Here is a 24345-nt window from a genome sequence, read left to right as displayed (position 1 = left end):
TCGGGCCTTCATGGGCTGGTCGGACAATTCGGAAATTCCGCCATGCAACGGCGATGCGGGGACAGTTCCGCGGAGCATCGGGATCAATCGCGAACATTCCTCCGAGGAGCCGGAGGCCGCCAAATCCCCTGGCGAAAGACGATCGGATCCGCGATAGCAGCTATGCTGGAAACCCGCGGTCCGGAATTGTCTGCACTTTATTCTGGCCCGATTCGGCAAGGCCGGGCGCCGTCCTTCCCCGGAATGCGGCCCCTCGGATGCGATGACGAGAAATTCATCCCCGATCAATGCCGGGCGTCATTTTTGTCTCGAAAACCGGGACAGGCAGGGGCGGCTAGACGGACTCGGCCTCGCGCCAATGATGGCAGGCCACGGCATGTGCCTCGCCGACGGGCTGCCGGAACGGCTCGGCCGTGGCGCATTCGGAGGTGGCCAGTGCGCAGCGCGGATGGAAGCGGCAGCCTTGCGGGATGCGCCGCAGGCTCGGCGGCTCGCCCGGCAGGGAGGGACCGGCCAGCCGCCCGTCGAGATGCGGTGCCGCCCGCGTCAGCGCGCGCGTGTAGGGGTGGCGCGGCGTGGAGAAGACGTCCTCGGCCCTGCCCTCCTCCACGATCCGTCCGAGATACATGACGCCCACCCGGTCGCAGACCCGGCGCACGACGGAAAGGTCGTGCGAGATGAAGAGGTAGGTGAGGCCGAACCGCCCGCGCAGATCGCCGAGCAGCCGCAGCACGGAGGCCTGCACGGAGAGATCGAGGCCGGCCGTGGGCTCGTCCAGGATGACCAGCTTCGGCCGCAGCAGCAGGATGCGCGCGAGGCCGATGCGCCGCTGCTGGCCGCCGGAGAGCTCATGCGGGTAGCGCTCGGCCATGGCCGGGTCGAGGCCGACGGCGGCCAGCATCTCCGCGATGCGGGGCGCGCGCTCCTCGGCGCGGACGCCGTGGATGGCGAGGCCCTCGGCCAGGGTCGCGCCGACGCGCCACCAGGGATCGAGCGCGGCACCCGGATCCTGATGGACGTACTGGATGGCGCTGCGGACCCGCCGCGCCTCGGCGGGCCTCAGGCCGGAGACGGGGTGGCCCTGCAGCCGGATCTCGCCGGACGCCTCGCGCTGGAGGCCGAGCAGCGTGCGGGCCAGCGTGGTCTTGCCACAGCCGCTCTCGCCGACGACGCCATAGGCCTCGCCGGCGGCAATGGAGAGGGTGACGCCGTCCACCGCGCGCAGCGAGGTGCCGCGGCGCAGGAAGCCCGCAGGACGGCCGAGATCGGTGACGAGCTCCGTGGCCCCCAGCAGCTCAGGCAAGGGCGGGCTCCGGCAGCGCCTCGGCGTGATAGGGGCAGGCGACCGCCCTGCCCTCGCCGATGGCCTCCATCGGCGGTGGGACCTCGGCGCAGCTGGCCCGCGCGAGCGGGCAGCGCGGGTGGAAGCGGCAGCCGGAGGGCTGCGCCGTCGCCGGCGGCACGGAGCCGGGGATGCCCGCCAGCGTCAGCGCGCGATCCGGATGGCAGGCAAGGAGCATGCGCGTGTAGGGGTGCTCGGGGTGGTCCAGGACCTCCCGCGTCGGGCCGGTCTCGACGACGCGGCCGGCATAGAGGACCGCCACGCGGTCGCAGAGGCTCGCCAGCACGCCGAAGTCGTGGGTGACGAAGAGCATGGAGAGGCCGCGCTCGCGGGTGAGCTGGTTGAGCAGGCCCAGGATCTCCCGCTGCGTGGTGACGTCGAGCGCGGTGGTCGGCTCGTCGGCCACGACCAGCGCGGGCCCGCAGGAGAGCGCGGCGGCGATGAGCAGGCGCTGGCGCTGCCCGCCCGAGAATTCGTGCGGATACTTTCGCAGCGCCGCTTCCGGATCGGGGAGCTGCACCGCGCGCAGCAGCTCGACCAGCCGCGCGCGATGCATGCGGCGCGTCCCGGGCGCGTGGCGTCGCATGATCTCGAGGATCTGGTCACCGGCGCGGAAGACGGGATTCAGCGAGAGATACGGATCCTGCGGCACGAAGCCGATGCGGCCGCGCACGGAGGCGGCCTTGTCGGTCAGGATGTCCTCGCCCTCGAAGAGGATGCTGCCCTTCGGCGTCCGCGCGCCCTTCGGCAGGATGCCGAGGATGGCGCGCAGCAGCGTGGACTTGCCGCAGCCGCTCTCGCCGACGACGCCGGTCACGCTGCCCTTCGGCACCGAGAGCGTGATGTCGTCCAGGATCTCGGCCACCTGCCCGCGCCCGCCCAGGCGGACGGAAAGCCCTTCCACGCTCAGCAGCGCGCTCATCGGCGGCTGCGGCGCAGGCGAGGATCCGCGGCGTCGCGCAGCCCGTCGCCGAGGAGGTTGAAGCCCAGCACCAGGATCATGATCGCGAGGCCGGGGAAGGTCGCGAACCACCAGGCCTCGGGCAGGTGCTGCCTCGCCTCGGCGACGGCGAGGCCCCAGTCGGGCGCGGGCGGCGCGGCGCCGACGCCGAGGAAGCCCAGGATCGCCGCCGTCAGGATGGTGAAGCCCATGCCGATGGTCGCGCGCACCAGCACGGCCGGCGCGGCGTTGGGCAGCACATGGAGCAGCAGGATGCGGACGGGATGCGCGCCGATGCCGGCCAGCGCGTCCACGAAGAGCGAGCTGCGCAGCCGCCGCGTCTCGGCGAAGACGGTGCGGGCGAAGAAGGGCCAGTAGGTCAGCGCCAGCGAGACCATGGCCGTACCGATCCCGGGCACCAGCAATTGCCCGAGCGCGAGGGCCAGGATGAGCTGCGGGACCGCGAGGAAGACGTCGGTGATCCGCATCAGCCCCTCGGAGAGCCAGCCGTCGCGCCATCCGGCGGCGAGGCCGATGGGCACGCCGATCAGCATTGAGGAACCGATCACCGCGACGGCGATCAGGATGGCGTTCTGGGTGCCGAGGATGACGCGGGAGAGGATGTCGCGGCCGAGGTTGTCGGTGCCGAAGGGGAATTCCGCGGAGGGCTCGCGCAGGCGCTGGAGGATGTGGCTCTCGAAGGCATCGTCCGGATAGGGCGCGATCCAGGGGGCGAGGATCGCGACCCCGACGGCGAAGAGCACGATGAAGAGGCCGAGCGCGGCCACGGGATCACGGAGCAATTGGCGCAGCGCGCTCATCGCATCTGCTCCGCGACGCGGGGGTCGATGAGGGCCTGCGCCACGTCCACCAGCACGTTCACGACAGCATAGACGACGCCGACCACCAGCGTCACGGCGAGCAGTGCCTTGTAGTCGGCCGACAGGATGGCCTGCACGGCATAGGTGCCGAGGCCGGGCCAGTCGAAGACCGCCTCCACCACGACGGCGCCCGAGATCAGCGTGCCGAAGAGCAGGCCGATCTGCGTGACCGTGACGGTGACGGCGTTGCGCAGCACATAGACGCAGGCGAGGCGGACGCGCCCGTATCCGGCGGCCTTCGCATACAGGACAAAGTCCTTCTGCAGGGTCTCCAGCACGCCGCTGCGCGTGAAGCGCGCGATGGTCGCGAGCCCAGGCAGCGACAGCGTGATCGCCGGCAGCACCATGTGGCGCAGCGCGCTGACGAACATGTCCGGTCGGCCGGCCAGCAGCGTGTCGATCAGCAGGAATCCGGTGACGCGGACGGGCGCGCCCAGCGCCACGTCGAGCCGGCCGCGCAGCGGCAGCAGGTTCCAGTCCATGGCGAATTGCAGCTGCAGCATGATGGCGAGCCAGAAGGAGGCGATGGCCAGTCCGCCGACCGAGACCACACGGATCACATGGTCCAGCGGCCCGTTGTGGTCGAGGGCGGCGACCAGTCCGAGGGCGATGCCGATCACCGAGGAGAAGAACAGCGACAGGAAGGTCAGCTCCAGCGTCGCGGGCAGGCGCTGGAGAATCTCCTCCGAGACCGGGCGGCCGGAGAAGATGGAATTGCCGAGGTCGCCGGAGAGCACCTGGCGCACATGCCGCACCGCCTGCTCCAGGATAGGCCGGTCGAGCCCGTAGCGCTCGCGGATATCGGCGATCTGCGCGGGCGTTGCGGCGTCGCCGGCGAGGGTCGCCGCCGGATCGCCGGGAATGACGCGTGAGAGCACGAAGGTCAGCACGATGAGGCCGAACAGCGCGGGGAGCGCCAGCAGCGCCCGCCGCAGGATGTAGCGGAGCATGGTTCCGGCCTCAGTTCTCCAGCGACATCAGCCGGATCTCGCCGCCCGAGCCCACCGGCGAGAAGCTGTAGCCCTGCACCCTCCGCGAGAGCCCGCGCAGGTTGACCGTGTTATAGACCCAGATGTCCGGGCTGTCCTGGACGACGATCCGCGTGGCATCCGCATAGAGCCGCGCGCGCTCCGCCTGGTCCAGGCTGGTCCGCGCCGCGCGCAGCAGGCGGTCCACCTCGGGGTTGGAGTACCAGGACGACGCCTTCCAGGTGCCGTGGAACTGGCTGTCGTACATCTGGCCGATCCAGTTCTCGGGATCGACGAAATAGGTCGAGACCCAGTGAATCCAGGAATCCGGCGAGGTCTCGGAGCGGCCCGTGGCGGCGGTGATGTTCGGCCAGGTGTTGGGCACGATGCGCAGCGTGATGCCGACGCGCCGCAGGTCCGCCTGGAACATCTGGGCGGCCTGCACCGTCTGCTCCAGCTCGTTCTGGATGTGGATCTCGATGGGGCGCGAAAGGTCCACGCCCGCGGCCCGCGCGGCGTCGCAGTGACGTCGGGCCAGCGCGAGGTCGAAGGTATAGGGCGGCAGCTCGGCCGGGTTGCCCCAGAGGTTGTTGGGGTTCGGCCCGGCATTGCGCACCACGAAGCCGCGCAGCACGACGTTGTTGAAGCCCTCGTAGTTGAAGGCATGGGCGAAGCAGAGCCGCGCGTCGCGGTTGTTGAAGGGGGCGCGGCCGTTGTGCAGGCGTATCGTGAAGACGCGCATGCTTTCGTCACGGGCGACGCGGGTGCGCGGGTTGCGCTCGACGCGCTCCACCTGGTCGGTCGGCAGGTAGGAATCGGTGCCGTCGATCTCGCCGCGCAGCAGGGCCAGCACGCGGGTGGAGGTCTCCATCACCGGCCGCACGCGCACGGATTCGATGGGCCTGGCATTGCCCGCGAAGCCGAGGAAGTGGCCGGGGAAGCGCTCGAGGTCGAGCGAAACGCGCACCTGGTAGTTGGAAGCGTTCACCTTGTAGGCGCCCGAGCCCGCAGAGTTCACGGCGAGCCAGGCGGCGCCCCAGTCGTCGTTCACGACGTTCGGCGCGATGGCGCGCGGGTTCACGATGGCCACCAGCGGGATGGCGGACAGGAAGGGCGCATAGGCCTCATTCAGCACGAAGCGCATCGCGAGCGGACCGGTGGCCGTCACGTTCTCGGGCTTCAGGATGGGCAGGAAGGCGGAGGCGGGTCCGCGGCGCATCGCGAGCAGCCGGCGGAAGGAATAGACCACGTCCTCGGCGGTGAGGTCGCTGCCGTCCTGGAACTTCACGCCGGGGCGCAGCCGAAAGTCCCAGGTGAGGCCGTCGGCGGACACGGTGTGGGATTCCGCCAGCCAGGGCACCAGCTCCGGCGGATTGCCCTGGTAGCGGTAGAGCCCGTCATAGACGTTGAGCAGGATGAACTGGCTCGGCACGTCGAAGATCGCATGCGGGTCGAGCGTCGCGGGCAGCGTGTCGCCCCAGACCAGCGGGCGCTGCTGCGCCTGGGCCGGCAGCACCAGCGAAAGGGCGAGCGCAACGACGGCGAGAAGGCGGGAGATCATGGCGACGAGCCCTCCGGAACGGTTGGCGGAATGTGGGCGCCTGCAACTCCCACGCGCAACGCGGCTTCACGGACCGACTGACGCGCCCTCGCCTGCCTTGCCGTCGCATTGGGCAGCGCTCTGCAACCTTGCCGCGAAACCGTGCGCGGGGGCGCAGGCCGCCGGAGGATTGCGCGCCGTGCGGCGCTGCCGCTGAATTCCGGGCAGGACTATCCCTGGCCCGTCAAGGAGGCGCCGCGTGCCGAAACGTCAGATGCATCTCGGGGTCTTCGTGCTCGGGACCGGCAACCATGTGGCGGGCTGGCGCTACCCCGGCGCCGCCGACAGCTTTCTGAGCCTCAAGGGCATCCAGACCATCGCCGCGACCGCCGAGCGCGGGAAATTCGACCTGCTGTTCCTCGGCGACGGGCTCAGCGCCAACATCAACGACCATCCCTCCTTCGTCGTGCGCTTCGAGCCCATCACCATGCTCTCGGCCCTGGCCGCAACGACGACGCATCTCGGCCTGGGCGCCACCTCCTCCACCACCTATGGCGAGCCCTATACGGTCGCCCGCGCCTTCGCCTCGCTGGACCATCTGAGCAGCGGCCGCGCAGCCTGGAATGCCGTGACGAGCTCCGGCGCCAGCGCGGGTGCCAATTTCGGCCGGCAGCACCCCGACCATGATTCCCGCTACGAGGTGGCGGAGGAATTCGTGGACGTCGTACTCGGCCTCTGGGATTGCTGGGACGACGGCGCCGTCGTCGCGAACCATCGGACCGGCCAGTACATCGACGGCAGCAAGGTCAAGGCGCTGAACCACAAGGGCCGCTTCTTCGAGGTGAAGGGGCCGCTCAACACCGCCCGCACGCCGCAGGGGCGGCCGATCATCCTGCAGGCGGGATCGTCGGAGCCGGGGCTCAAGCTGGCCGCACGGACGGCGGATGTCGTCTTCTCCGTGGTGCAGGATCTCGACGAAGCGAAGCTCGTCTATGCCGACCTGAAGGGTCGCCTCGCCGCCTTCGGGCGGCGTCCCGAGGAACTCGCCATCCTGCCCGGCGTCATGCCCGTGATCGGCGCCACGCTGGAGGAGGCGCGGCAGAAGCTCGACACGCTCCAGGGCTTCGTCACCGGCACCAATGCGCTGACCATGCTGTCGGGGCGGATGGGCATGGATGTCTCGGGCTTCCCGCTGGACGAGCTGGTGCCCGACCTCCCCCTGCCCGACACCTCGCACGGCTTCGCGCGCGCCATGCTCTCCAAGGCGCGGCGCGAGAAGATGACCTGGCGCGACCTCAACAACCTCACCGGCGCGGCGCGCGGGCACTGGGTGACCTGCGGCACGCCGGAGATGATCGCGGACACGCTGCAGGAGTGGTTCGAGGGCGGCGCGGCCGACGGCTTCAACATCCTGCCGCCCTATTTTCCGCAGTCCTTCGACGAGTTCGTGGACGAGGTGGTGCCCATCCTGCAGAAGCGCGGGCTGTTCCGCGAGGAGTACACGGGCACCACGCTGCGCGACCATCTCGGGCTGGAACGGCCGGTCAATCCGATGTTTCCGTGAGGTCTTGAGGAGGGCTTCGCCCCTCTCAAACTCCCCCCAGCAGGAAACTCAGTTTCCTGCACCTTCGATCAGTTAAAGGGTCCAGGGCCAAAAGCCCTGGTGGGGGAGCGCGAGGGGGCGAAGCCCTCTCGCTACCCAACCGGCGGCGTCCATCCCCGGCCCGGAATGCTCTCCAGCAGCTCGCGCGTGTAGCTGTGCGTGGGCGCACCGAAGATCTTCCCCGTCGGCCCCATCTCCACGATGGCGCCGCGCTGCATCACCGCGACGCGATCGCAGATCTGCGCCGCCACGCGCAGGTCGTGCGTGATGAAGAGCATCGTCAGCCCCAGCCGCGCGCGCAGGTCCGCCAGCAGCGCCAGCACCTGCGCCTGCACCGAGACGTCGAGCGCGGAGACGGGCTCGTCGGCGATCAGCAGCTCCGGCTGCATGGCCAGCGCGCGGGCGATGCCGATGCGCTGCCGCTGCCCGCCGGAGAACTCGTGCGGATAGCGGTTCATCGCACCGGGATCGAGCTGCACCAGCGCCAACAGGTCGCGGGCGCGGGACAGCGCCTCGGCGCGCGGCGTGCCGTGCGTGATAGGGCCTTCCGCGATCGCGTCGCCGACCATCCGGCGCGGATTCAGCGAGGCGTAGGGGTCCTGGAAGATCATCTGCACGCGCTGGCGGTAGGGCTTGCGCTGCGAACGCGTGAGCGGCCGCAGGTCGATCCCGTGGAAGATGATCTCGCCCGTCTCGGGCTCCACCAGGTTCACCACGCAGCGCGCCAGCGTCGACTTCCCCGAACCGCTCTCGCCGACGAGGCCCAGCGTCTCGCCCTTGGCCAGGGTGAAATCGGCGGCCTTCACCGCCGGGATGGTCACGCCCTTGCCGAACCAGCCGCCGCGCCGATAGGTCTTCTTGACGCCCTTCACCTCCAGCACCGTCTGGCCGACCTCGGTGGCCGGAGCGCTCGCGCCGCCATGCGGCACGGCCGCGATCAGCGCCTTTGTGTAGGGGTGCTGCGGGCGGTTCAGCACCTCGGCCGCATTCCCCTGCTCGACGATACGGCCGCGCTGCATGACCGCCACGCGATCGGCGATCTCCGCCACCACGCCGAAGTCGTGGGTGATGAACATCACGCCCGTGCCGCGCCGCGACTGGATCTCGCGGATCAGCTGCAGGATCTGCATCTGCGTGGTGACGTCGAGCGCCGTGGTCGGCTCGTCGGCGATCAGCAGCGCGGGCTCCAGCGCCAGGGCCATGGCGATCATGACGCGCTGCCGCTGGCCGCCCGAGAGCCGGAACGGATGGCTGCGCGAGATGGCCGCCGGGTCCGGCAGGTTCACCGCGGCCAGCAGTTCCTGCACACGCCGGTCGGCATTCGCTCCTGCGCCGTGAACCTGCATGGCCTCGGCGATCTGGTCACCCACGCGCATCAACGGGTTCAGTGCCGTCATCGGCTCCTGGAAAATCATCGCCAGCCGCCGGCCACGGAGCTGGCGCATGGCCTCCGGGCTTTCGGCGCGCAGGTCCCGCCCCTCGAAGAGCAGGCGGCCAGAGGTGATCGGCAGCCCCTTCGGCAGGAGCCCCATCACGGCATTCGCTGTGATGGATTTTCCGGAGCCGCTCTCGCCCACCACGCAGAGGATCTCGCCCGCCTCGACGGTGAGGGAAATCTCCTCGACGGCATTCGGCCGGTCCGCACCCGGCGGCAGGGCGACGGTCAGGTTCTCGACGGAGAGCAGGCTCACGACGCACCCCGCTGCCGGGCGAGGCGGGGATTCAGTGCGTCCGACAGCCCCTCGCCCACCAGGTTCAGCGAGAGCACCGTCACGAAGATCGCGATGCCCGGAAAGACGCTCATCCACCAGGCCAGCCGGATCACGCTGCGCCCCGAGCCGATGAGGAAGCCCCAGGTCATCAGGTTCGGATCGCCCAGGCCGAGGAAGGACAGCGCGCTCTCCAGCAGGATCGCCGAGGCCACCATCAGCGAGGCCAGCACGATGATCGGCGAGAGCGCGTTGGGCAGGATGTCGCCCACCACAATCGACAGCCGCGACTTTCCGAGCACTTCCGCCGCCTGCACGAATTCCCGCCCGCGCAGCGAGAGGAACTCCGCCCTGACCACGCGCGCCACGGGCGGCCAGGAGACGATGGCGATGGCCGCCACCACGCTGGTGATGGAGGGCGTGAAGATCGCCACCAGCAGGATGGCCAGCACGAAGCTCGGGATGGTCTGGAAGAACTCGGTGAAGCGCATGACCGCGTCGTCGGCGATGCCGCCAAGATAGCCGGCGATCGCGCCCAGCGAGACGCCCACGAAGAGCGCGCAGACGGTCGAGACCGCGCCCACCATCAGCGAGATGCGCGCGCCATGCGCGATGCCCGAGGCCACGTCGCGCCCCAGGCTGTCGCTGCCGAGGAGCATCCCCATCTCGCCCGGCGGCAGGAAGGGCGCGGCCGCCATGTCCCAGGGATCACCGGGGAAGAGGATCGGCGCGGTGGCCGCCATCGCGAAGACGAGCAGCAGGAGCACCAGCCCCACCACGGCACCCTTGTTGCGCCGGTAGCGGCCCCAAAAGTCGCGCATCAGCCGACCTCCACGCGCGGGTCGATGACCGCATAGAGCAGGTCCGTCGCGAGGTTGAAGAGCACCACGATCACGCTCGTGCAGAAGAAGACGCCGAGCAGCACGGGATAGTCGCGAGAGAGCAGCGCCTCGAAGGCCAGCCGCCCGATGCCCGGCCAGGCGAAGACCGTCTCCACCAGGATGGAGCCGCCGACGAGCTGCCCCGCCTGGATGCCCGCGAAGGTGATCACCGGCAGCAGCGCGTTGCGCAGCACATGCGCGCGGATCACGCGGCCCTCCGGCACGCCCTTGGCGCGCGCCGTCTTCACGAAGTCCTGGTCGGCCACCTCCAGCATCGTGGCGCGCGTCAGCCGCGCATAGACGGCGAGATAGAAGAGGCCGAGCGTCAGCGCCGGCAGCAGCAGGTGCTGCGCCACGTCCCAGACGACCTGGAAGCCCTGCATCTCCACGCCCACGCTGGTCATGCCGAAGCTCGGGAGCCAGTCGAGCCAGACGGAGAAGACCAGCACCAGCATCAGCCCCACCCAGAAGAGCGGCGTCGCGTAGAAGGTCAGCGCCAGCACGGTGATCGCGCTGTCCGCCCAGGTGCCCACGCGCCGCGCCGCCAGCGCCCCCAGCGACACGCCGCCGATCACCGCGAAGGCGAAGGCCGCGCCGGTGAGCAGCAGCGTCGCCGGCAGCCGCTCGAGGATCAGCGTCGCGACGGGCATCTGCTGCCGGTGGCTGAAGCCGAGGTCGAGCGTCAGCACGCTCTTCAGATAGACCCAGAGCTGCACGTGCAGCGGCTGGTCCAGCCCGAACTGCCGCCGCAGCTGCTCCAGGAAGATCGGGTCCGCCGCGCCCGACTGACCCGCCATCACGCTGGCGGGATCGCCCGGCGCCGCATGCACGAGGAAGAAGTTGCAGACGACGATCGCCAGCACGACGATCGCCGCCTTGACCACCCGGCGCGCGAGGAAGCCGGGGAGCTTCGCGGCCTCCATCAGGAGGCGATGAACACGTCGTCGAAGTTGTCGTGCACACCCAGCCCATTGGTGATCACGTTGTGCACGCGCTTGTCGTGGATGGTCGGGAAGGCCATCTCCATCAGCCAGAGCTGCGGCACGTCGTTCACCAGGATTTTTTGCACGTCCGTGAAGGCGGCCTGCCGGTCCGCGACGGTTGCGCCGGTGCGGGCCTTGAGGAAGAGCTCGTCCACCTGCGGGTTGGAGTAGCCACCCGTGTTGGTGAAGGTGACCTTCTGGATGTTGGAGGTGACGTAGGTGCGCTCCACGCCCAGCGTGGGGTCGCCGAACTGGTAGACGAAGTTTACGCTCGTCTCGTACTCCCAGTTGCCGATGCGCCGCGCCCAGCCGCCGGCATCCGTGCTCTCCAGCTCCAGCGCGATGCCGACCTGCCGCAGCGACTGGCGCAGATATTCCGCGAGGCGCGACCACACCTCGCCATAGGGCAGGACCAGGTGCTTCACCGTGAAGCGGATGCCCTGCGCATTGGGCCGCAGCCCCGCCGCGTCGAGCAGCTGCATCGCCTGCCGCGGGTTGTGCGCGGGCAGCGCCACGTTGCGGTCGAAGAAGCGGGTGGTGGAGGCGATCGGGTTGGTCGCGGGCTTGCCGACGCCGAACCACAGACGCTGGGTGATGAAATTCCGGTCGATCGCGAGGCTCATGGCCTGCCGGACGCGCACATCGCCGAGCGGCGCCACGCGGTGGTTCAGCTCGACCCAGGAGAGCGGCGAGAAGTATTCCCAGCCGGCCGTGCTGACCTCCAGGTTCGGCCGCGCGCGCATCGCCGGCACGTCGAAGGGCTCGATGTCGCCGGCCTGGGTGAGCTGCACCTGCCCGGTCTCCAGCGCGAGGCGCCGGCTCTGGCTGTCGGGCACGATGCGATAGATGAGGGCGTCAAGATAGGGCCGCTCGGGCTTCCAGTAGCCGGCATAGCGCTCCAGCCGCACGAAGTTCCCGCGCTGCCATTCGGCGAAGCGGAAGGGGCCCGTGCCGATGGGCCGCTGCACGGCGGGCGCGGTGCGGTAGTCCAGTCCATCGAAGAGGTGCTTGGGCACGATGGCGCAGGCGGTGGCGTCGAACATCAGCAGGAAGGGCTGGAAGGACTGCTTGAGCACGATGCGCACGGTGTGCGGATCGGGCGCCTCGCAGGTCTCGATCAGCGAGAAGATGCCGCGCGCGCGGGGCGCCACCTCCATGTGGAACTTCATGATGGAGAAGATCACGTCGTCGGCCGTCATCGGATGGCCGTCGTGGAAGGTGACGTTCTCCTGGAGCTTGAAGACGAACTCCTTGTTGTCCGGGCTCACCGTCCAGCTCTTGGCCAGCACGGGGATGGGCTCCAGCGTCTGCGAGAAGGTCAGCAGCCCCTCGAAGATCTTCGAGGCGACCACCAGCGTCGGGCCCTGGTTGTTCACGCCGATCTGCAGCACCGGCGGCTCAGGCACCAGGATGGATTGCAGCGTACCGCCGCGGCGGGGCTGCACGCCCTGGGCCAGGGCCTCGGAAGCGCGCATGAGGACGGGAGCAGCCATGGCTCCCCCGAGCAGACCACGACGTCGCAGAGCCATTTTCCCGATCTCTCCTCGATTGCCGGCATGGAGCCAGCAACTCCTGTGCCAGCAGTCTAGGCGGGGCTTCCGGCGGCTGTCATCTCGCGCGGCGGGCGGGAACCGGTTTAACCTCCGGGCAACATCCGGGAGAAAAGTCCATGATCCGTGTTCCGCGCCGCGCCGCCCTCGCCCTGCCCTTTGCCGGCTTGGCCGCGCCCGCTCTGGCGCAATCCACCTGGCCCGACCGTGCCGTCAACATGATCGTGCCCTTCGCGCCCGGCGGCACGCCCGACATCGGCGCGCGGCTCGTGGCGCCCAAGATGAGCGAGTTCCTGGGCCAGCCGGTCACCATCGACAACCGCGCCGGCGCCGGCTCCACCATCGGCACGCGCGCCGTGGTGCAGGCGCGGCCCGACGGTAACACCGTGCTGATGGGCTCCATCTCCTTCCTGACCGCGCCGCTCACCGCCGAGCCCATGCCCTTCGACCCCGTCGAGACGCTGCGCTGCGTGAGCCTGGTCTCCACCTCGCCCTATGTCGTGGTGGTCCGCGCCGACAGCCCCGCGCGCGACCTCGCCGGCTTCCACGCGATGGTGCGCGAGCGCGGCGCGGCGCTGAACTACGGCTCCTCCGGCAGCGGCACGCCCTTCCACCTGGGGGCCGAGCTCTACAAGCTGAAGATGGGCGTGGACATGACGCACATCGCCTATCGCGGCAGCGGGCCGGCGCTGGTGGCGCTGATCGCCGGCGAGGTGGACGTGCTGTTCTGCGATGTCCCGGGCGCCTCGCAGCATATCCGTTCCGGCGCGATCCGGCCGCTCGGCACCATGGTCGCGAACCGCATCTCGCAGCTGCCGGACGTGCCGACGCTGGCCGAGAGCGACCCGCGGCTGCGCGACTACGACGTCTACACCTGGGCCATGCTGGTGGCGCCCAAGGCGACGCCGGACGGGCCGGTGAACCGCCTCAACGAGGCGGTGCTGCGCGCGGCGCGGGCGCCCGACGTGGCGGCGCGCTTCACGGAGCTCGGCTTCGACTATGTCGGCTCCACGCCGGCGGACGGCGACGCCCGGCTGGCGCGCGAGAAAGCGAAATGGACCGAGGTGATCCGCGCGGCGAACATCCGCGTCGATTTGTAAGAGGCCGCCTGGAAACACCGGCGGGTCGGTCTGGCGCAGGCCGGGCCGGCTGCCCTGCCCGGTGAAGAGGCGGCCGGCCGGGGATGTGACCGCCGCCTTCGCCCCGTGCAGCGTCGCGCGCCCCCGGCGCCAGGCTGTCTCCTCCCACAGGACCAGGGCGAAGGCACAGACCGGCAGCACGAATTGGAGCGCGAAGCGCCGCGTGTGGCGGAGCGGCATGACCGGAATGCAGGGCTTTGCCGCAGCCGCGCGGGCGACGCTTGGCAGTCGCCGGAGGATCGTTAGCATGCGATCAAACCTATATGAGGAATGATCCATGACGACGACGCTGACCCGGCGCGCCGGTCTTGTGGCCCTTGGCGGCGCCCTCGCGGCCCCGCGCGGCGCCCGGGCCCAGGCCTGGCCGGACCGCCCGATCCGCATCATCGTGCCGGCGGCGCCCGGCGGGCAGGGCGACCTCGCCTCCCGCTTCGTGGGCGAGGGGTTGCGCCTCGCCCTCGGCCAGCCGGTGGTGGCGGACAACCGGGTCGGCGGCAACGGCATCATCGGCGTGGAGTACACGGCGCGGCAGCCGGCCGACGGCTATACGCTGGTCTATGGCGTGGTGGGGGTGATGATCATCAACCCGATCTTCGACCCGCGGCTGAATGTCGACGTGATGCGCGACTTCGCGCCGGTGGCCCAGATGGGCATCTCGCCCCAGGCGCTGTTCGTGCGGCCCTCGCTGCCGGCGGCGACGCTGGAGGAGTTCGTCGCCCATGCCAAGGCCAATCCCGGCAAGCTGACCTTCGCCTCGATCGGCAGCGGCTCGATCTCCCACATCAATGGGGAGGTGCTGAAGCTCGCGGCCGGGATCGATCTGCTGCACGTGCCCTTCCGCGGCGCGGCGCCGGCGATCCAGGAACTCCTCGCCGGGCGCATCGACGCCATGGTGATCGATTTCGCCGCCGCCCTGCAGCCGATGCGCGACGGCATGCTGCGGGCGCTGGCGGTGACCGGGCCGCAGCGCTGGCCGCAGGTGCCGGAGGTGCCGACCTTCGTCGAGCGCGGGGTGGAGGCGCTGCGGCTGGTCGGCTGGGGCGGCATCTTCGCCCCTGCCGGGACGCCCGCTTCGCTGGTCGATCTGCTGGCGGAGAAGATCAACGCCTTCGTGCGCGATCCCGGCAACCGGGAGCGGTTGATCACCATCGGGCTGCTGCCGACCGGCACCACGCCGACGGCGTTCCGCGACATCATCCAGTCCGACATCGCGTCCTGGCGGCAGGCGATCCAGAGCGCGGGCATCCGGCCGGAGTAGGTCTTTCCGACCCGCCCGGTTGCGTCGATGCGCCTTGCATGTTGCCCTGCGCGAGGACGCGCAGGAGGAGCAGCATGAACGTGAAGGGCGCCGTCGCGATCGTGACGGGAGGGGCCTCGGGCCTGGGATATGCGACGGCGAAGCGCCTCGCGGCCGGGGGCGCGAAGGTGCTCATCGTCGACCAGGCGGGCTCCCGCGGCGCCGAGGTGGCGCAGGAGCTGGGCGGCGGCTTCGCCGTCGCCGACGTCGCCGAGGAGGCCAGCATGCAGGCCGCCGTCGCGCAGGCGGAATCCCTGGGCCCGCTGCGTGTGCTGGTGCATTGCGCGGGCCGCGGCGGCGCGCTGCGGCTCATCGAGAAGGACGGATCGGCGGGCAGCCTCGCGCAGTTCCAGGAGGTGATCCGCGTCAACCTCACCGGCACCTTCAACGCGGTGCGGCTCGCCGCCGTCGCCATGGCGAGGAACGAGCCCGTCGAGGGCGAGCGCGGCGTCTGCGTCCTCACCGCCTCCATCGCCGGCATCGAGGGGCAGATCGGCCAGATCCCCTATGCCACCTCCAAGGCCGGCGTGATCGGCATGACCGTGGTGGCGGCGCGCGACCTCGCGAGCAAGGGCATCCGCGTCTGCACCATCGCGCCCGGCATCTTCGACACCCCCATGCTCCAGCGCCTGCCCGAGGCCGTGAAGGCCTCGCTGGCGCAGGGCGTGCCCAATCCCCACCGCCTCGGCATCCCCGACGAATACGGACAACTGGCCATGAGCATCATCGAGAACCCCTACCTGAACGGCGAGACGATCCGTCTCGACGGCGCGCTCCGGATGGCGCCGCGCTGACATGACGAAAAAGCCTGAGGAGCTGCGGAGCCACCGCTGGTTCGGTGTCGAGACCATGCGCTCGGCCAATCACCGCTCGCGCCTGCTGCAGCTGGGCCTCGACTATCCCGAGTTCCGCGGCAAGCCGGTGATCGGGATCATCAACACCTGGTCGGACCTGATGCATTGCCACAGCCACTTCCGCGAGCGCGCGCAGGACGTGAAGCGCGGCGTCTGGCAGGCCGGCGGCGTGCCGATGGAGCTGCCGGCCATGGCGCTGCCGGAGATCTTCCAGAAGCCCACGACGATGCTCTACCGGAATTTCCTGTCGATGGAGACGGAGGAGCTGGCGCGCTCGCTCCCCATCGACGGGCTCGTGCTGATGGGCGGCTGCGACAAGACCGGCCCCGGCCTGATCATGGGCGCCGTCAGCATGGGGCTGCCCACCATCTACATCCCCGCCGGCCCCATGCTGCGCGGCAACTGGCGCGGCAGGAAGCTCGGATCGGGCAGCGACGTCTGGAAGTACTATTCGGAGCTGCGCGCGGGCACGATCAGCCAGCAGGACTGGAATGACATGGAGGCAGGCCTGTCGCGCTCGGCCGGCACCTGCATGACGGCGGGCACAGCGAGCACCATGGCGCTCGCGGCCGAGGCGATGGGCCTCACGCTGCCGGGCGCGGCCAGCATCCCCGCCGTGGATTCCGGCCATGCGCGCATGGCCGCGGGCGCGGGCTCGCGCATCGTCGGCATGGTGTGGGAGGACCTCACCATCGCCAGGCTGCTGGACCAGCGCAGCCTGGACAATGCCGTCGCCGCGACCATGGCCTTCGGCGGCTCGACCAATGCCATCCCGCACCTCATCGCCATCGCGCGCCGCGCGGGCATCGAGATGGACCTGGAGCGCTTCGACCGGATCAGCGCCGATGTGCCGCTCATCGCGAACCTCCGCCCCAATGGCGATACCTACCTCATGGAGGACTTCTTCTACGCCGGCGGCAGCAAGGCCTTCCTGGCCACGCTCGCGCCGCACCTCGCGCTCGACGCGGTGACGGTGAACGGCACCATGGGCGAGCAGATCCGGGGCGGGGAGGTCTACGACGCCGACGTCATCCGCCCGCTCGAAAATCCCCTCCAGCCCGAGGGCGGCGTGGCCGTGCTGCGCGGCTCGCTGGCGCCCGACGGCGCCGTGATCAAGCACAGCGCCGCGAGCCCGGAGAAGCTCGTCCACACCGGCCCCGCCGTCGTCTTCGAGGATTACGACGACCTCGACGCCCGCCTCGACGATCCCGATCTGGACGTCACCGCGGACAGCGTGCTCGTCCTGCGCGGCGGCGGGCCCGTCGGCGCGCCGGGATTCCCCGAATGGGGCATGCTGCCCATCCCGAAGAAGCTGCTGGCCCAGGGCGTGCGCGACATGGTGCGCGTCTCCGACGCCCGCATGTCCGGCACGAGCTACGGCACCTGCGTGCTTCACGTGGCGCCCGAGGCCGCGCTCGGCGGTCCGCTCGCCCTGGTGCGCGACGGCGACCTCATCCGGCTGGACGTGCCCAACCGCCGCCTCGACCTGCTGGTGGACGAGGCGGAACTGGCCGCACGCCTGGCCGCCTGGGCGCCGCGCAAGCCGGTGCAGGAGCGCGGCTGGACTTCCCTGTACCAGCGCTCCGTGCGCCAGGCCGACACCGGCTGCGACATGGATTTCCTCGAGCGTGGCGCGCCCACGCCCGAGCCGGAGATCCATTGAAGAAGGCGGGGCTCAGCCCTGCAGCACGGCCCGCGTCGCGTTGGCGGGAAAGGGCGGCAGCGGCGAGCAGTTCGGCGGAGCGAGCCCGTCCAGGCTGATCCGCAGCCATTTGAGGTCCGCCGCGTCGTCCACGTCGTGCCAGAATTGCAGCTCGCGGAAGACCAGCCCCTCCGCCTTCGCCCGCGCCCGCGTCGTGGAGACGAGCTCCGGCCCGTGCCCGGGCATGTCGCGCAGCAGCACCGGCAGCGGCCGCGCGAAGCCGATGGCGCAGTAGCCGCCGTCCAGCGTCGGGATGCAGCCGGCATCGGCGCCCGACCGCAGCGCGTCGAGCAGCAGCTCGACCAGGGCCGGCGGGAGGGTCGGCGCGTCCAGCCCGAGCAGCACGACCGGCGCCGCACCGCGCGAGAAGAGATGCGCCGCCGCGCGCTCCCGCCGGATGCCGATATCGCCGTCCGCCTGCGGATGCAGCGTCACGCCGGGCAGCAGCTCCGCCATCTCGGCGCCCGTGCCGGCCGGCGTGTGGAAGGCGGTGAAGCGGCCCGCCTCGCGCCGTGCGACCTCCTGGCCCAGGGCCACGCTGTCCTCCAGGAAGGCCCGTGCCAGCGCGAAGGCGCGATCGGCGCCGATCACCGGCTCCGTCCAGACGCGCGCGAGGCGCGGCGGGCGACAGATCAGGCCGATCGCGGGCTGGCTCATCAGAAGGGGGTTCGCTTGTGCCAATCGGTCTCGCGCTGGAAGGCGTCGGCGACCCGAAGGAGGCGCGCCTCGGCGAAGGGCCGCGCGGCGAGCTGGAGGCCCAGCGGCAGGCCGCGGTCGTCGAAGCCCGCGGGGATGCTGACCGTCGGCAGGCCCAGATAGTTGAAGGGCCGCGTGTTGCGCGAGAGATCCATGAAGCGGTCCCAGTTGTCGGGATCGGCGTCGATGTCGGTCTCGGCGCGCGTCGGCACGCGGTTGCGCAGGGTGGGCGTGGCGACGATGTCGAAGCGGCCCAGCGCCTCGTCGCAGAAGCGGCGCAGCAGCGGGCCGCGGCGCGAAAGCGCTTCCAGATAGGCAGTGGCCGGGATGGCGTTGCCGCCGTAGATGCGCGCCGAGAGATGGATGGCGTAGTCGCCAGGGCGCTCGCGCATCCATTGCTGGTGGATGGTGGCGCCCTCCACGCGCGAGACGATGCCCGTGTAGGTGGTCACGGCGAAGAGGGATTCCGGCCGCACGGTCTCGACCGTGGCGCCGAGGCCCTTCAGCACCGATATCGCGGCCTCGAAGCCCTTCTGCACGGGCGCATCGATGTCGTCGAAGAACCAGGGCTCGCAGACGGCCACGCGCAGCCCGCCGATGTCGCCGGTCAGCGCCGCCTCGTAATCGGCGACGGGCTCCTTCGAGCTGGTGGGATCGCCGGGGCACACGCCCGCGGTCACGCTCAGGAACCGCGCCGCGTCGCGCGCCGTGCGGCAGAGCGGCCCCACATTGTCGGCCGAGAAGGAGAGCGGCATCACGCCGGTCCGCGGCACGCGCGTCTGCGTCGGCTTGATGCCGGTCACGCCGCACATGGTCGCCGGCAGGCGGATGGAGCCGCCGGTGTCCGAGCCCAGCGCCGCCGTCACGATGCGCCCGCCCACGATGGCGCCCGAGCCGGAGGAGGAGCCGCCCGTGCAATGCGCCGCGTTCCACGGGTTCATCGCATCGCCGAAATGGGCGTTGTGGCCCGTCGGGTTCTGCGCGAACTCGGCCATGTTCAGCGTGCCGCAATCGATGGCACCGGCCGCGTCGAGGCGCTGCAGCACCGTCGCCGTGACCGGAGGCACGAAGTCGCGGCGGATCTTGCTGCCGCAGGTGCTGACCTTGCCGGCGCGGTAGTACATGTCCTTGTGCATCATCGGCACGCCAGCGAGCGGGCCCAGCCTCGCGCCGGATTTCCGGGCCTGGTCCATCGCGGCGGCGGCGGTCCGCGCCTCCTCGCGGTCGAGGCGGATCACCGCGTTCACCTTCGCGCCGTGCTGCTCCAGCCTGTGGAAGGTCGCCTCGAGCAGCGAGGCCGCCGTCACGTCGCCACGCGCGAAGGCGTCGGCGGCCTCGGTCATGGAGAGCTCGGCGAGCGCGTCGGGACTCACGCCTCCTTCTCCTTGCACGCCGCCAGCGCGGCCTCGAAGCTTGCGGGCTCGTCCTCGAAGACCAGCCCGCCCCGCAGCTTCTCCAGCGCCGCGATCAGGCCCTCGAAATCCTTCAGCCCGTAGCGCGCCGCGGCACTGGGCACCGAGATGCCCTGCCAGCGCTGGATCGAATCCATGAGGGGAAGGGCGAGCCTGCTGTCGGCCATTCGGATGCTCCTGCTGCGCCGGGAGTTTGGCGCGACATTCCTGCGCTTGCCAGTCCTCCGCCACGGGCTCAGATTATCGATAAAATGAGGAGGAACATTGCTTTGAAAATCGTGGACGTTCGCGCCCATCCGGCCAGATTCGCCCTGCCGCCGGACGGACCACGAATCGGCGTCGGCCGGGCCCTGAGGCGCGGTGCGTGATGCCGCGCTGGTGAAGGTCACCGCCGAGGACTGCATCGCGGGCTGGGGCGAATCCCGCCACGGCCGCGCGCGCACCGCCACCGCGAAGCTCATCGAGGCCACGCCGCCTAGCCTTTTCCCCGGCACGGGCATCGCCTCGCCAGCATCGGCATGGGGACTTCGATCGCCATGAACGGCATCGACATGGCGCTCCGGGACATCCGCGCGAAGGTCGCCATCGGCGTCGAGATCGACAAGGACTTCATCCGGGCCCATCCGCCCATCGAGGGCCCCGACTACGTCTGAAACCCGAAAACAGGAGTATCCTGGGAGATGAAACTGCGCCGTATCCTGGGGGCCGCGCTGGCGGCCCTGCCCTACTTGGCATGGGGCCTTCCGGCCCAGGCCCAGAGCTTCCCCTCGCGCGACATCCGCTTCATCTGCGGCTTCGCCCCCGGCGGCACCTGCGACATCCTGAGCCGCCTGCTGGCCGAGAAGCTGGCGCCCGTCTTCGGTCAGAACGTCGTCGTCGAGAACCGCACGGGCGCCGGCGGCCTCATCGCCGCCGAGTTCGTCGCGCGCTCGGCGCCCGACGGCCACACGGTCTTCCTGCCCGGCATGGCCAACTTCGCCGTCATGCCGGTGCTGCCGGGCACGCGCATGCCCATCGACGTGGACCGCGAGCTGACCCCCATCGCGCAGGTGGCGAACATCTACAACATCCTCGTCACCGGCCCGAACGCGCCCTTCCGCGACGTGCCCTCGCTCATCGCCCTCGCCCGTTCGCGGCCGGGCGCGCTGAGCTACGCCTCCACCGGCAACGGCTCCTCGCAGCACCTCTCCGGCGCACTCTTCGCGAACATGGCGGGGATCGACCTGCTGCACGTGCCCTTCCGCGGCGGCGCGCCGGCCGTGCTCGAGATGGTCGCCGGGCGCGTGGACATGATGTTCGGCAACATGCCGGAATTCATGGGCCAGATCCGCGACGGCTCCCTGCGCGCGATCGCCTACGGCGCCCCGCGCCCCTCGCCGCTGCTGCCGCTGCCCATGGTTCGGGACGCGCTGCCGGGCTTCGAGATGATCTCCTGGTTCGGCATCGCCGGCCCCGCAGGGCTGCCCGCCCCCGTGCTGAACCGCTGGACGTCGGCATTGCGCCAGGTGGCGGCCGATCCGGACTTCCAGCGCAAGATGACGGAGAACTCGATGGAGATCTCGCTGGCCGGGCCGGACGAGTTCCGGACCATCATCCAGCGCGACCGGGCGCGGTGGACAGACGTGCTGCAGAGGACGGGAATCCGGGCGGACTGAAGGGGGATGCGGGCTCTGCCCGCCCGCTGTCCGGTTCTCAGCCGGCGGTGCGATCCGGCTCCGGCGGCTGCGCGGCCGGATTCGGGCGCAGCCCAGTCGCGCGCGGGCTGGAGTCACGATCCGGCTGTGACCGGCGGGTTGGGCACGCCCCCGCCCTTCGATCCCTGGCCGGGATCGGCGATCGTCAGGGCGTCGTAAAGGAGCAGCATCAGCTCCAGGAGCTGTGCGGTATCCTCCTGGCCAGGCTCGCCGGTGATGCGGGCCTTCGCCTCCTCATAGGCGTCGATCAGACGATTGATGTCGACGGATCGGGACAGGCGCACGGTCCGGGCCCGGGGCTCGCCCGGAAGATCCTTCTGGCTCTCCTTGTCAAACATCGGAGGCTCGACGCTCTCGCGGAAGCCTGGTGCGTGCGGCCTTTCCCCGATCAGTCCGAGCAGCCGGTCCCAGGTGACTCCGAGCACCTCCGCGACCCGTTGCAGATTGTCGGAGCGCGGCGTCACGCGCGCGCCCCAGCTCTTCAGGGCCGACACCGAAATTCCCGTCCTTTCGGACAAATCCTCGAAGGTGACCCCCTTGGCCTTCATCGCCTGCCGTAGCCGTATTCCCAGTAGGGTCGAGGAATCGTTCATTTTCATGAACTTTCGACGCCAAGATCAGACATTTTACCGTCCTGTAAGTCACTGAATCCTCTGAATAAGTCATTTTCTCCGCCCGATCGACCAGACAATAGTACGTGAAAGTATATGATTTCCCTTGTACGGCGACCATAGGACAGTTTACTGGCTGTATCACCCAATAAATCGATCATTGGAAAACCTCTCAATTATATGCTCAAGCATAGACACGGGGATTTTCGCATTCTCATGGCGCAGCTTTGGCCTCGCCGGGATTTTTCCTTCAGGCGACCGGCATCCAGCGCGCAGGTTCCTGGCAAGAGCGGCACCGGATCACGACTCCACCTCCACGCTTGCCACGAAATGATCGCCCGACAGCATCGCCAGCCCGTGAAGGCGATCGCCGGAAAACTCGGCCGAACGTGGGCATCTGCTTGGCCCAACCCATGCGACATGGGCTGGATTCGCATCGGCCGGATCGGAATCCGGCCGAAAGCTAGCCTTCGTCCTCACGTCCGTCACGGTGAAAATAGGGCGAACGCATGATTCCCCGGCCACGAGGGCCGCTTTCGGCCACCGACGAGCAGGGCGAGAATGCCATGGCCCTTGCGGCAAGGCCGCCGGCGCTGCCATGCGCCTCCGAAAGGACGGATGCCGCCGCCATTGTCGTCCTGACCAAGGCCGAATTGCTGACCCTCGCGGCCATTCCCGGCACCGATCCGCCGCAGCCGCTGCGCAACCTGCTTCTCGCGACTGTCGTCGAGGACGGCAGGATCTACCGCTATCGCGACGCCCCGCCGGCCAGGGGTTGGTTCTGCGAGGACGAGGCGCTCCCCGGCAGCGACTTCCGCCAGGTGACGGCCGAGGTCGGGATGCGTCACCCCACCGGCGCGCACCCGGCGGATATCGGCGGGGAGGAACAGCCGGACGAATCCGAGATCGGCGATCCTTCCGGGAACCCGTTGACCGTCGGCGCCGATGCCCTGCGCGGCGGACCCGGGTCCAACTTCCTGGGCTACGCGCCCCTTGTGGTCATGGAGGGCCGCGACGGCACGCGGCCGAAGGTATGGGCCTGGCTGGATCAGTATGGCTTCAACGCGGCGCCGTCACGGCTCCTCTCTTCCCGGATCGCGGCTGCGGCGCCGGTTCCCGCAGGCCGGTTCGAGAGCATCCCGACCCGGGACGACCTGCTGATCAAGGCCGAAGGGCGGTGGATCCGCTGCGCCAGCCGCATCGACCGGATCGAGCCCACCACGGCCGTGTCGCTCGAGGCCAACTGCGCGATCGGCAGCACCATGATCGCTCAGAGCAATGGCCTCGGCGGCAGATCGGGCGTCAGCGACGAACCCGTCACGCCGGAGCCCGTCGCGCCGCACCATGCGTTCACCCTGTCGGGCGGCCGATACGGCAGCCCCATCTTCGCGTCCCTGAAGGCACGGATCGACCCCGACAGGGTGGACGATCTCATACCCGCCCGCGAGGTCGAGACGGAAAGCCCCGTCTCGGCCAAGCTGCGCTGGCTGTTCCGGCGCGACATCGCCGACGGGCGCGAGCCCTATGTCTATATCGGCGAAGCGCATGGCTATGCCGGCCAGCCGCTGACCGCCCTCGCAAAGGGCTCGGTCCCCTATGCCAACGGCCTGATGCTCTGGGACAAGGCCGCCAAGCTCGCCCGGGCCTACCGGCAGAGGCGTCTCTGGTATCCGACCTTTGAGATGCGACAGGGCGAAGCCGAGCGGAGGGGAGTCCCGCCCAGCGCCTGGGCGCAGACCTTTCGCACCGTCCGTGCCGACCACGAGAACGACATCCGCGCGATCACCGGCCAGCCCGAGCCGGTGGTGGCCGTCATCACCCAGCTCTGCGCGCGGCCGGCCGCGGGGTGGTCCAGATCCAGCCCTGTGCCAAATGCCTGGACGGCCCTGGGCCAAGAGGAAGTGGTCGTCAACGCGGACGGGCTGTCGCCACGCACGACATTCAGCGCGCCGAGCTATCTGCTGCAGGGCCATTACGGCCTGGGCGGGGTGCACTACACCTCGCTCGGGGACGCGCTGCTCGCGGAGTATGAGGCCAAGGCCAGCTACATCGTCCGCGAGGCCGTGATCGCGGCACGCAGGCGAGGAGCCGACCCCTGGGCCCTGACCAACCGGGATTTCCGCACATGCCTGCGCGTGGACGTGCAGGCCGCCTATCGCGTCGGAACCACGGCGCACCTCCCCCTGCTCCTGCCGCAGGGGTGCACGGGCGTCGAGATCGACACCCGCACATTGCCGCCCGCCACGAATCTGGGATGGCACAAGGCATCCGGAAGTGCCGGGAACATCGTGGAGGTCAGGCTGACGGGGCGCGTGGAGGAAGGCTACGAGCTCCTGCTGGAGTTCGATGAGTTCGCCTCGGGCCAGGATGCGGTGCTGCGCTATGCCTATGAGCCGGATCTCGACGCCGGCGGCGCGTCGACGGTCGACCGGGCGGCCGCCTGGGGGAACTTCAAGGCGACGAACTCGTTCGGAAGCTCGATCGCGATCCCTGGCCTGCCGCTCGACGACTGGCTGTGCGTGAGCCAGGTCCTGCTGAGCTAA

At 69.9% G+C, this 24345-nt stretch carries 21 protein-coding genes; 8 read left to right on the top strand and 13 right to left on the bottom strand.

The window, feature by feature from the left end; genetic code table 11:
- Positions 1-334: 334 nt before the first annotated feature.
- From AC1ROY_RS11065 to AC1ROY_RS11045, 5 genes are read right to left on the bottom strand one after another with little or no spacing between them, the layout of a single operon-like run.
- Positions 335-1303: an oligopeptide/dipeptide ABC transporter ATP-binding protein gene (locus AC1ROY_RS11065; RefSeq protein WP_493148860.1), complete on the bottom strand. Its 969-nt coding sequence runs from the start codon at positions 1301-1303 to the stop codon at positions 335-337.
- Positions 1296-2264, bottom strand: coding sequence for an ABC transporter ATP-binding protein (locus tag AC1ROY_RS11060; RefSeq protein WP_493148859.1), 969 nt, complete (start codon positions 2262-2264; stop codon positions 1296-1298). Before AC1ROY_RS11060 ends, AC1ROY_RS11065 begins: the two co-directional genes overlap by 8 nt.
- The gene (locus tag AC1ROY_RS11055; RefSeq protein ID WP_493148858.1) at positions 2261-3103 is read right to left on the bottom strand and encodes an ABC transporter permease; all 843 of its coding nucleotides are present in this window, start codon (positions 3101-3103) and stop codon (positions 2261-2263) included. The genes AC1ROY_RS11060 and AC1ROY_RS11055 overlap by 4 nt, the downstream gene beginning before the upstream one ends.
- A complete protein-coding gene (locus AC1ROY_RS11050; protein WP_493148857.1) occupies positions 3100-4113 on the bottom strand; it encodes an ABC transporter permease in 1014 nt (337 codons plus the stop codon). The genes AC1ROY_RS11055 and AC1ROY_RS11050 overlap by 4 nt, the downstream gene beginning before the upstream one ends.
- Positions 4114-4123: 10 nt before the next feature.
- A complete protein-coding gene (locus AC1ROY_RS11045) occupies positions 4124-5692 on the bottom strand; it encodes an ABC transporter substrate-binding protein (protein ID WP_493148856.1) in 1569 nt (522 codons plus the stop codon).
- Between the two features lie 238 nt (positions 5693-5930).
- Here AC1ROY_RS11045 and AC1ROY_RS11040 point away from each other — a divergent pair, with 238 nt between their 5' ends.
- Positions 5931-7235 carry an LLM class flavin-dependent oxidoreductase gene (locus AC1ROY_RS11040; protein WP_493148855.1) on the top strand — a complete coding sequence of 435 codons (1305 nt, stop codon included), beginning with the start codon at positions 5931-5933 and terminating at the stop codon, positions 7233-7235.
- A 131-nt stretch (positions 7236-7366) separates the two neighbouring features.
- Here AC1ROY_RS11040 and AC1ROY_RS11035 read toward each other — a convergent pair whose 3' ends face one another.
- From AC1ROY_RS11035 to AC1ROY_RS11020, 4 genes are read right to left on the bottom strand one after another with little or no spacing between them, the layout of a single operon-like run.
- Positions 7367-8965, bottom strand: coding sequence for an ABC transporter ATP-binding protein (locus tag AC1ROY_RS11035; RefSeq protein WP_493148854.1), 1599 nt, complete (start codon positions 8963-8965; stop codon positions 7367-7369).
- Positions 8962-9804, bottom strand: coding sequence for an ABC transporter permease (locus AC1ROY_RS11030; RefSeq protein WP_493148853.1), 843 nt, complete (start codon positions 9802-9804; stop codon positions 8962-8964). The genes AC1ROY_RS11035 and AC1ROY_RS11030 overlap by 4 nt, the downstream gene beginning before the upstream one ends.
- Positions 9804-10787 (bottom strand): ABC transporter permease, encoded by a 984-nt coding sequence (locus AC1ROY_RS11025; RefSeq protein WP_493148852.1) that lies wholly within the window; start codon positions 10785-10787, stop codon positions 9804-9806. The genes AC1ROY_RS11030 and AC1ROY_RS11025 overlap by 1 nt, the downstream gene beginning before the upstream one ends.
- On the bottom strand, positions 10787-12340 hold the full coding sequence (locus tag AC1ROY_RS11020; RefSeq protein ID WP_493148851.1) for an ABC transporter substrate-binding protein: 1554 nt from the start codon (positions 12338-12340) through the stop codon (positions 10787-10789). The genes AC1ROY_RS11025 and AC1ROY_RS11020 overlap by 1 nt, the downstream gene beginning before the upstream one ends.
- A gap of 176 nt (positions 12341-12516) precedes the next feature.
- Here AC1ROY_RS11020 and AC1ROY_RS11015 point away from each other — a divergent pair, with 176 nt between their 5' ends.
- From AC1ROY_RS11015 to araD, 4 genes are all read left to right on the top strand, one after another.
- Positions 12517-13497 (top strand): Bug family tripartite tricarboxylate transporter substrate binding protein, encoded by a 981-nt coding sequence (locus AC1ROY_RS11015; protein ID WP_493148850.1) that lies wholly within the window; start codon positions 12517-12519, stop codon positions 13495-13497.
- Positions 13498-13813: 316 nt separating this feature from the next.
- Positions 13814-14794, top strand: coding sequence for a Bug family tripartite tricarboxylate transporter substrate binding protein (locus AC1ROY_RS11010; RefSeq protein WP_493148849.1), 981 nt, complete (start codon positions 13814-13816; stop codon positions 14792-14794).
- Positions 14795-14868: 74 nt separating this feature from the next.
- The gene (locus AC1ROY_RS11005) at positions 14869-15627 is read left to right on the top strand and encodes an SDR family NAD(P)-dependent oxidoreductase (RefSeq protein WP_493148848.1); all 759 of its coding nucleotides are present in this window, start codon (positions 14869-14871) and stop codon (positions 15625-15627) included.
- A 1-nt stretch (position 15628) separates the two neighbouring features.
- The gene (gene araD, locus AC1ROY_RS11000; RefSeq protein WP_493148847.1) at positions 15629-17350 is read left to right on the top strand and encodes an L-arabinonate dehydratase; all 1722 of its coding nucleotides are present in this window, start codon (positions 15629-15631) and stop codon (positions 17348-17350) included.
- A 12-nt stretch (positions 17351-17362) separates the two neighbouring features.
- Here araD and AC1ROY_RS10995 read toward each other — a convergent pair whose 3' ends face one another.
- Genes AC1ROY_RS10995 through AC1ROY_RS10985 form a run of 3 tightly spaced genes read right to left on the bottom strand, consistent with a single transcriptional unit; the run spans position 17363 to position 19664 of the window.
- On the bottom strand, positions 17363-18046 hold the full coding sequence (locus tag AC1ROY_RS10995) for a TIGR04282 family arsenosugar biosynthesis glycosyltransferase (protein WP_493148846.1): 684 nt from the start codon (positions 18044-18046) through the stop codon (positions 17363-17365).
- A complete protein-coding gene (locus tag AC1ROY_RS10990) occupies positions 18046-19458 on the bottom strand; it encodes an amidase (RefSeq protein WP_493148845.1) in 1413 nt (470 codons plus the stop codon). The genes AC1ROY_RS10995 and AC1ROY_RS10990 overlap by 1 nt, the downstream gene beginning before the upstream one ends.
- Complete coding sequence (locus AC1ROY_RS10985; RefSeq protein ID WP_493148844.1) at positions 19455-19664, bottom strand: hypothetical protein; 210 nt, start codon at positions 19662-19664, stop codon at positions 19455-19457. Before AC1ROY_RS10985 ends, AC1ROY_RS10990 begins: the two co-directional genes overlap by 4 nt.
- Positions 19665-19857: 193 nt before the next feature.
- Between AC1ROY_RS10985 and AC1ROY_RS10980 the strand changes: the two genes are divergently transcribed.
- Positions 19858-20037 carry a hypothetical protein gene (locus AC1ROY_RS10980; RefSeq protein WP_493148843.1) on the top strand — a complete coding sequence of 60 codons (180 nt, stop codon included), beginning with the start codon at positions 19858-19860 and terminating at the stop codon, positions 20035-20037.
- Positions 20038-20177: 140 nt separating this feature from the next.
- Entirely contained in the window at positions 20178-21152 is a 975-nt protein-coding gene (locus AC1ROY_RS10975) for a Bug family tripartite tricarboxylate transporter substrate binding protein (RefSeq protein WP_493148842.1), read from the top strand.
- 113 nt (positions 21153-21265) lie between these two features.
- Here AC1ROY_RS10975 and AC1ROY_RS10970 read toward each other — a convergent pair whose 3' ends face one another.
- Entirely contained in the window at positions 21266-21784 is a 519-nt protein-coding gene (locus AC1ROY_RS10970) for a helix-turn-helix domain-containing protein (protein ID WP_493148841.1), read from the bottom strand.
- Between the two features lie 527 nt (positions 21785-22311).
- On the opposite strand from AC1ROY_RS10970, the gene AC1ROY_RS10965 reads away from it, so the two are divergent.
- Positions 22312-24345, top strand: coding sequence for a hypothetical protein (locus AC1ROY_RS10965; RefSeq protein ID WP_493148840.1), 2034 nt, complete (start codon positions 22312-22314; stop codon positions 24343-24345).

The sequence above is a fragment of the Roseococcus sp. GW821-FHT12F05 genome (assembly GCF_058806835.1).
This window is presented reverse-complemented; position numbering and strand designations above follow the sequence as displayed.

What these genes read in the sequence shown, in the direction of transcription:
- AC1ROY_RS11060 (WP_493148859.1), bottom strand. Translation starts at nt 2,264, where the DNA reads ATGAGCGCGCTGCTGAGCGTGGAAGGGCTTTCCGTCCGCCTGGGCGGG.
- AC1ROY_RS11055 (WP_493148858.1), bottom strand. Translation starts at nt 3,103, where the DNA reads ATGAGCGCGCTGCGCCAATTGCTCCGTGATCCCGTGGCCGCGCTCGGC.
- AC1ROY_RS11050 (WP_493148857.1), bottom strand. Translation starts at nt 4,113, where the DNA reads ATGCTCCGCTACATCCTGCGGCGGGCGCTGCTGGCGCTCCCCGCGCTG.
- AC1ROY_RS11045 (WP_493148856.1), bottom strand. Translation starts at nt 5,692, where the DNA reads ATGATCTCCCGCCTTCTCGCCGTCGTTGCGCTCGCCCTTTCGCTGGTG.
- AC1ROY_RS11030 (WP_493148853.1), bottom strand. Translation starts at nt 9,804, where the DNA reads ATGCGCGACTTTTGGGGCCGCTACCGGCGCAACAAGGGTGCCGTGGTG.
- AC1ROY_RS11025 (WP_493148852.1), bottom strand. Translation starts at nt 10,787, where the DNA reads ATGGAGGCCGCGAAGCTCCCCGGCTTCCTCGCGCGCCGGGTGGTCAAG.
- AC1ROY_RS11020 (WP_493148851.1), bottom strand. Translation starts at nt 12,340, where the DNA reads ATGGCTGCTCCCGTCCTCATGCGCGCTTCCGAGGCCCTGGCCCAGGGC.
- AC1ROY_RS11015 (WP_493148850.1), top strand. Translation starts at nt 12,517, where the DNA reads ATGATCCGTGTTCCGCGCCGCGCCGCCCTCGCCCTGCCCTTTGCCGGC.
- AC1ROY_RS11010 (WP_493148849.1), top strand. Translation starts at nt 13,814, where the DNA reads ATGACGACGACGCTGACCCGGCGCGCCGGTCTTGTGGCCCTTGGCGGC.
- AC1ROY_RS11005 (WP_493148848.1), top strand. Translation starts at nt 14,869, where the DNA reads ATGAACGTGAAGGGCGCCGTCGCGATCGTGACGGGAGGGGCCTCGGGC.
- araD (WP_493148847.1), top strand. Translation starts at nt 15,629, where the DNA reads ATGACGAAAAAGCCTGAGGAGCTGCGGAGCCACCGCTGGTTCGGTGTC.
- AC1ROY_RS10995 (WP_493148846.1), bottom strand. Translation starts at nt 18,046, where the DNA reads ATGAGCCAGCCCGCGATCGGCCTGATCTGTCGCCCGCCGCGCCTCGCG.
- AC1ROY_RS10985 (WP_493148844.1), bottom strand. Translation starts at nt 19,664, where the DNA reads ATGGCCGACAGCAGGCTCGCCCTTCCCCTCATGGATTCGATCCAGCGC.
- AC1ROY_RS10975 (WP_493148842.1), top strand. Translation starts at nt 20,178, where the DNA reads ATGAAACTGCGCCGTATCCTGGGGGCCGCGCTGGCGGCCCTGCCCTAC.
- AC1ROY_RS10970 (WP_493148841.1), bottom strand. Translation starts at nt 21,784, where the DNA reads ATGAACGATTCCTCGACCCTACTGGGAATACGGCTACGGCAGGCGATG.
- AC1ROY_RS10965 (WP_493148840.1), top strand. Translation starts at nt 22,312, where the DNA reads ATGATTCCCCGGCCACGAGGGCCGCTTTCGGCCACCGACGAGCAGGGC.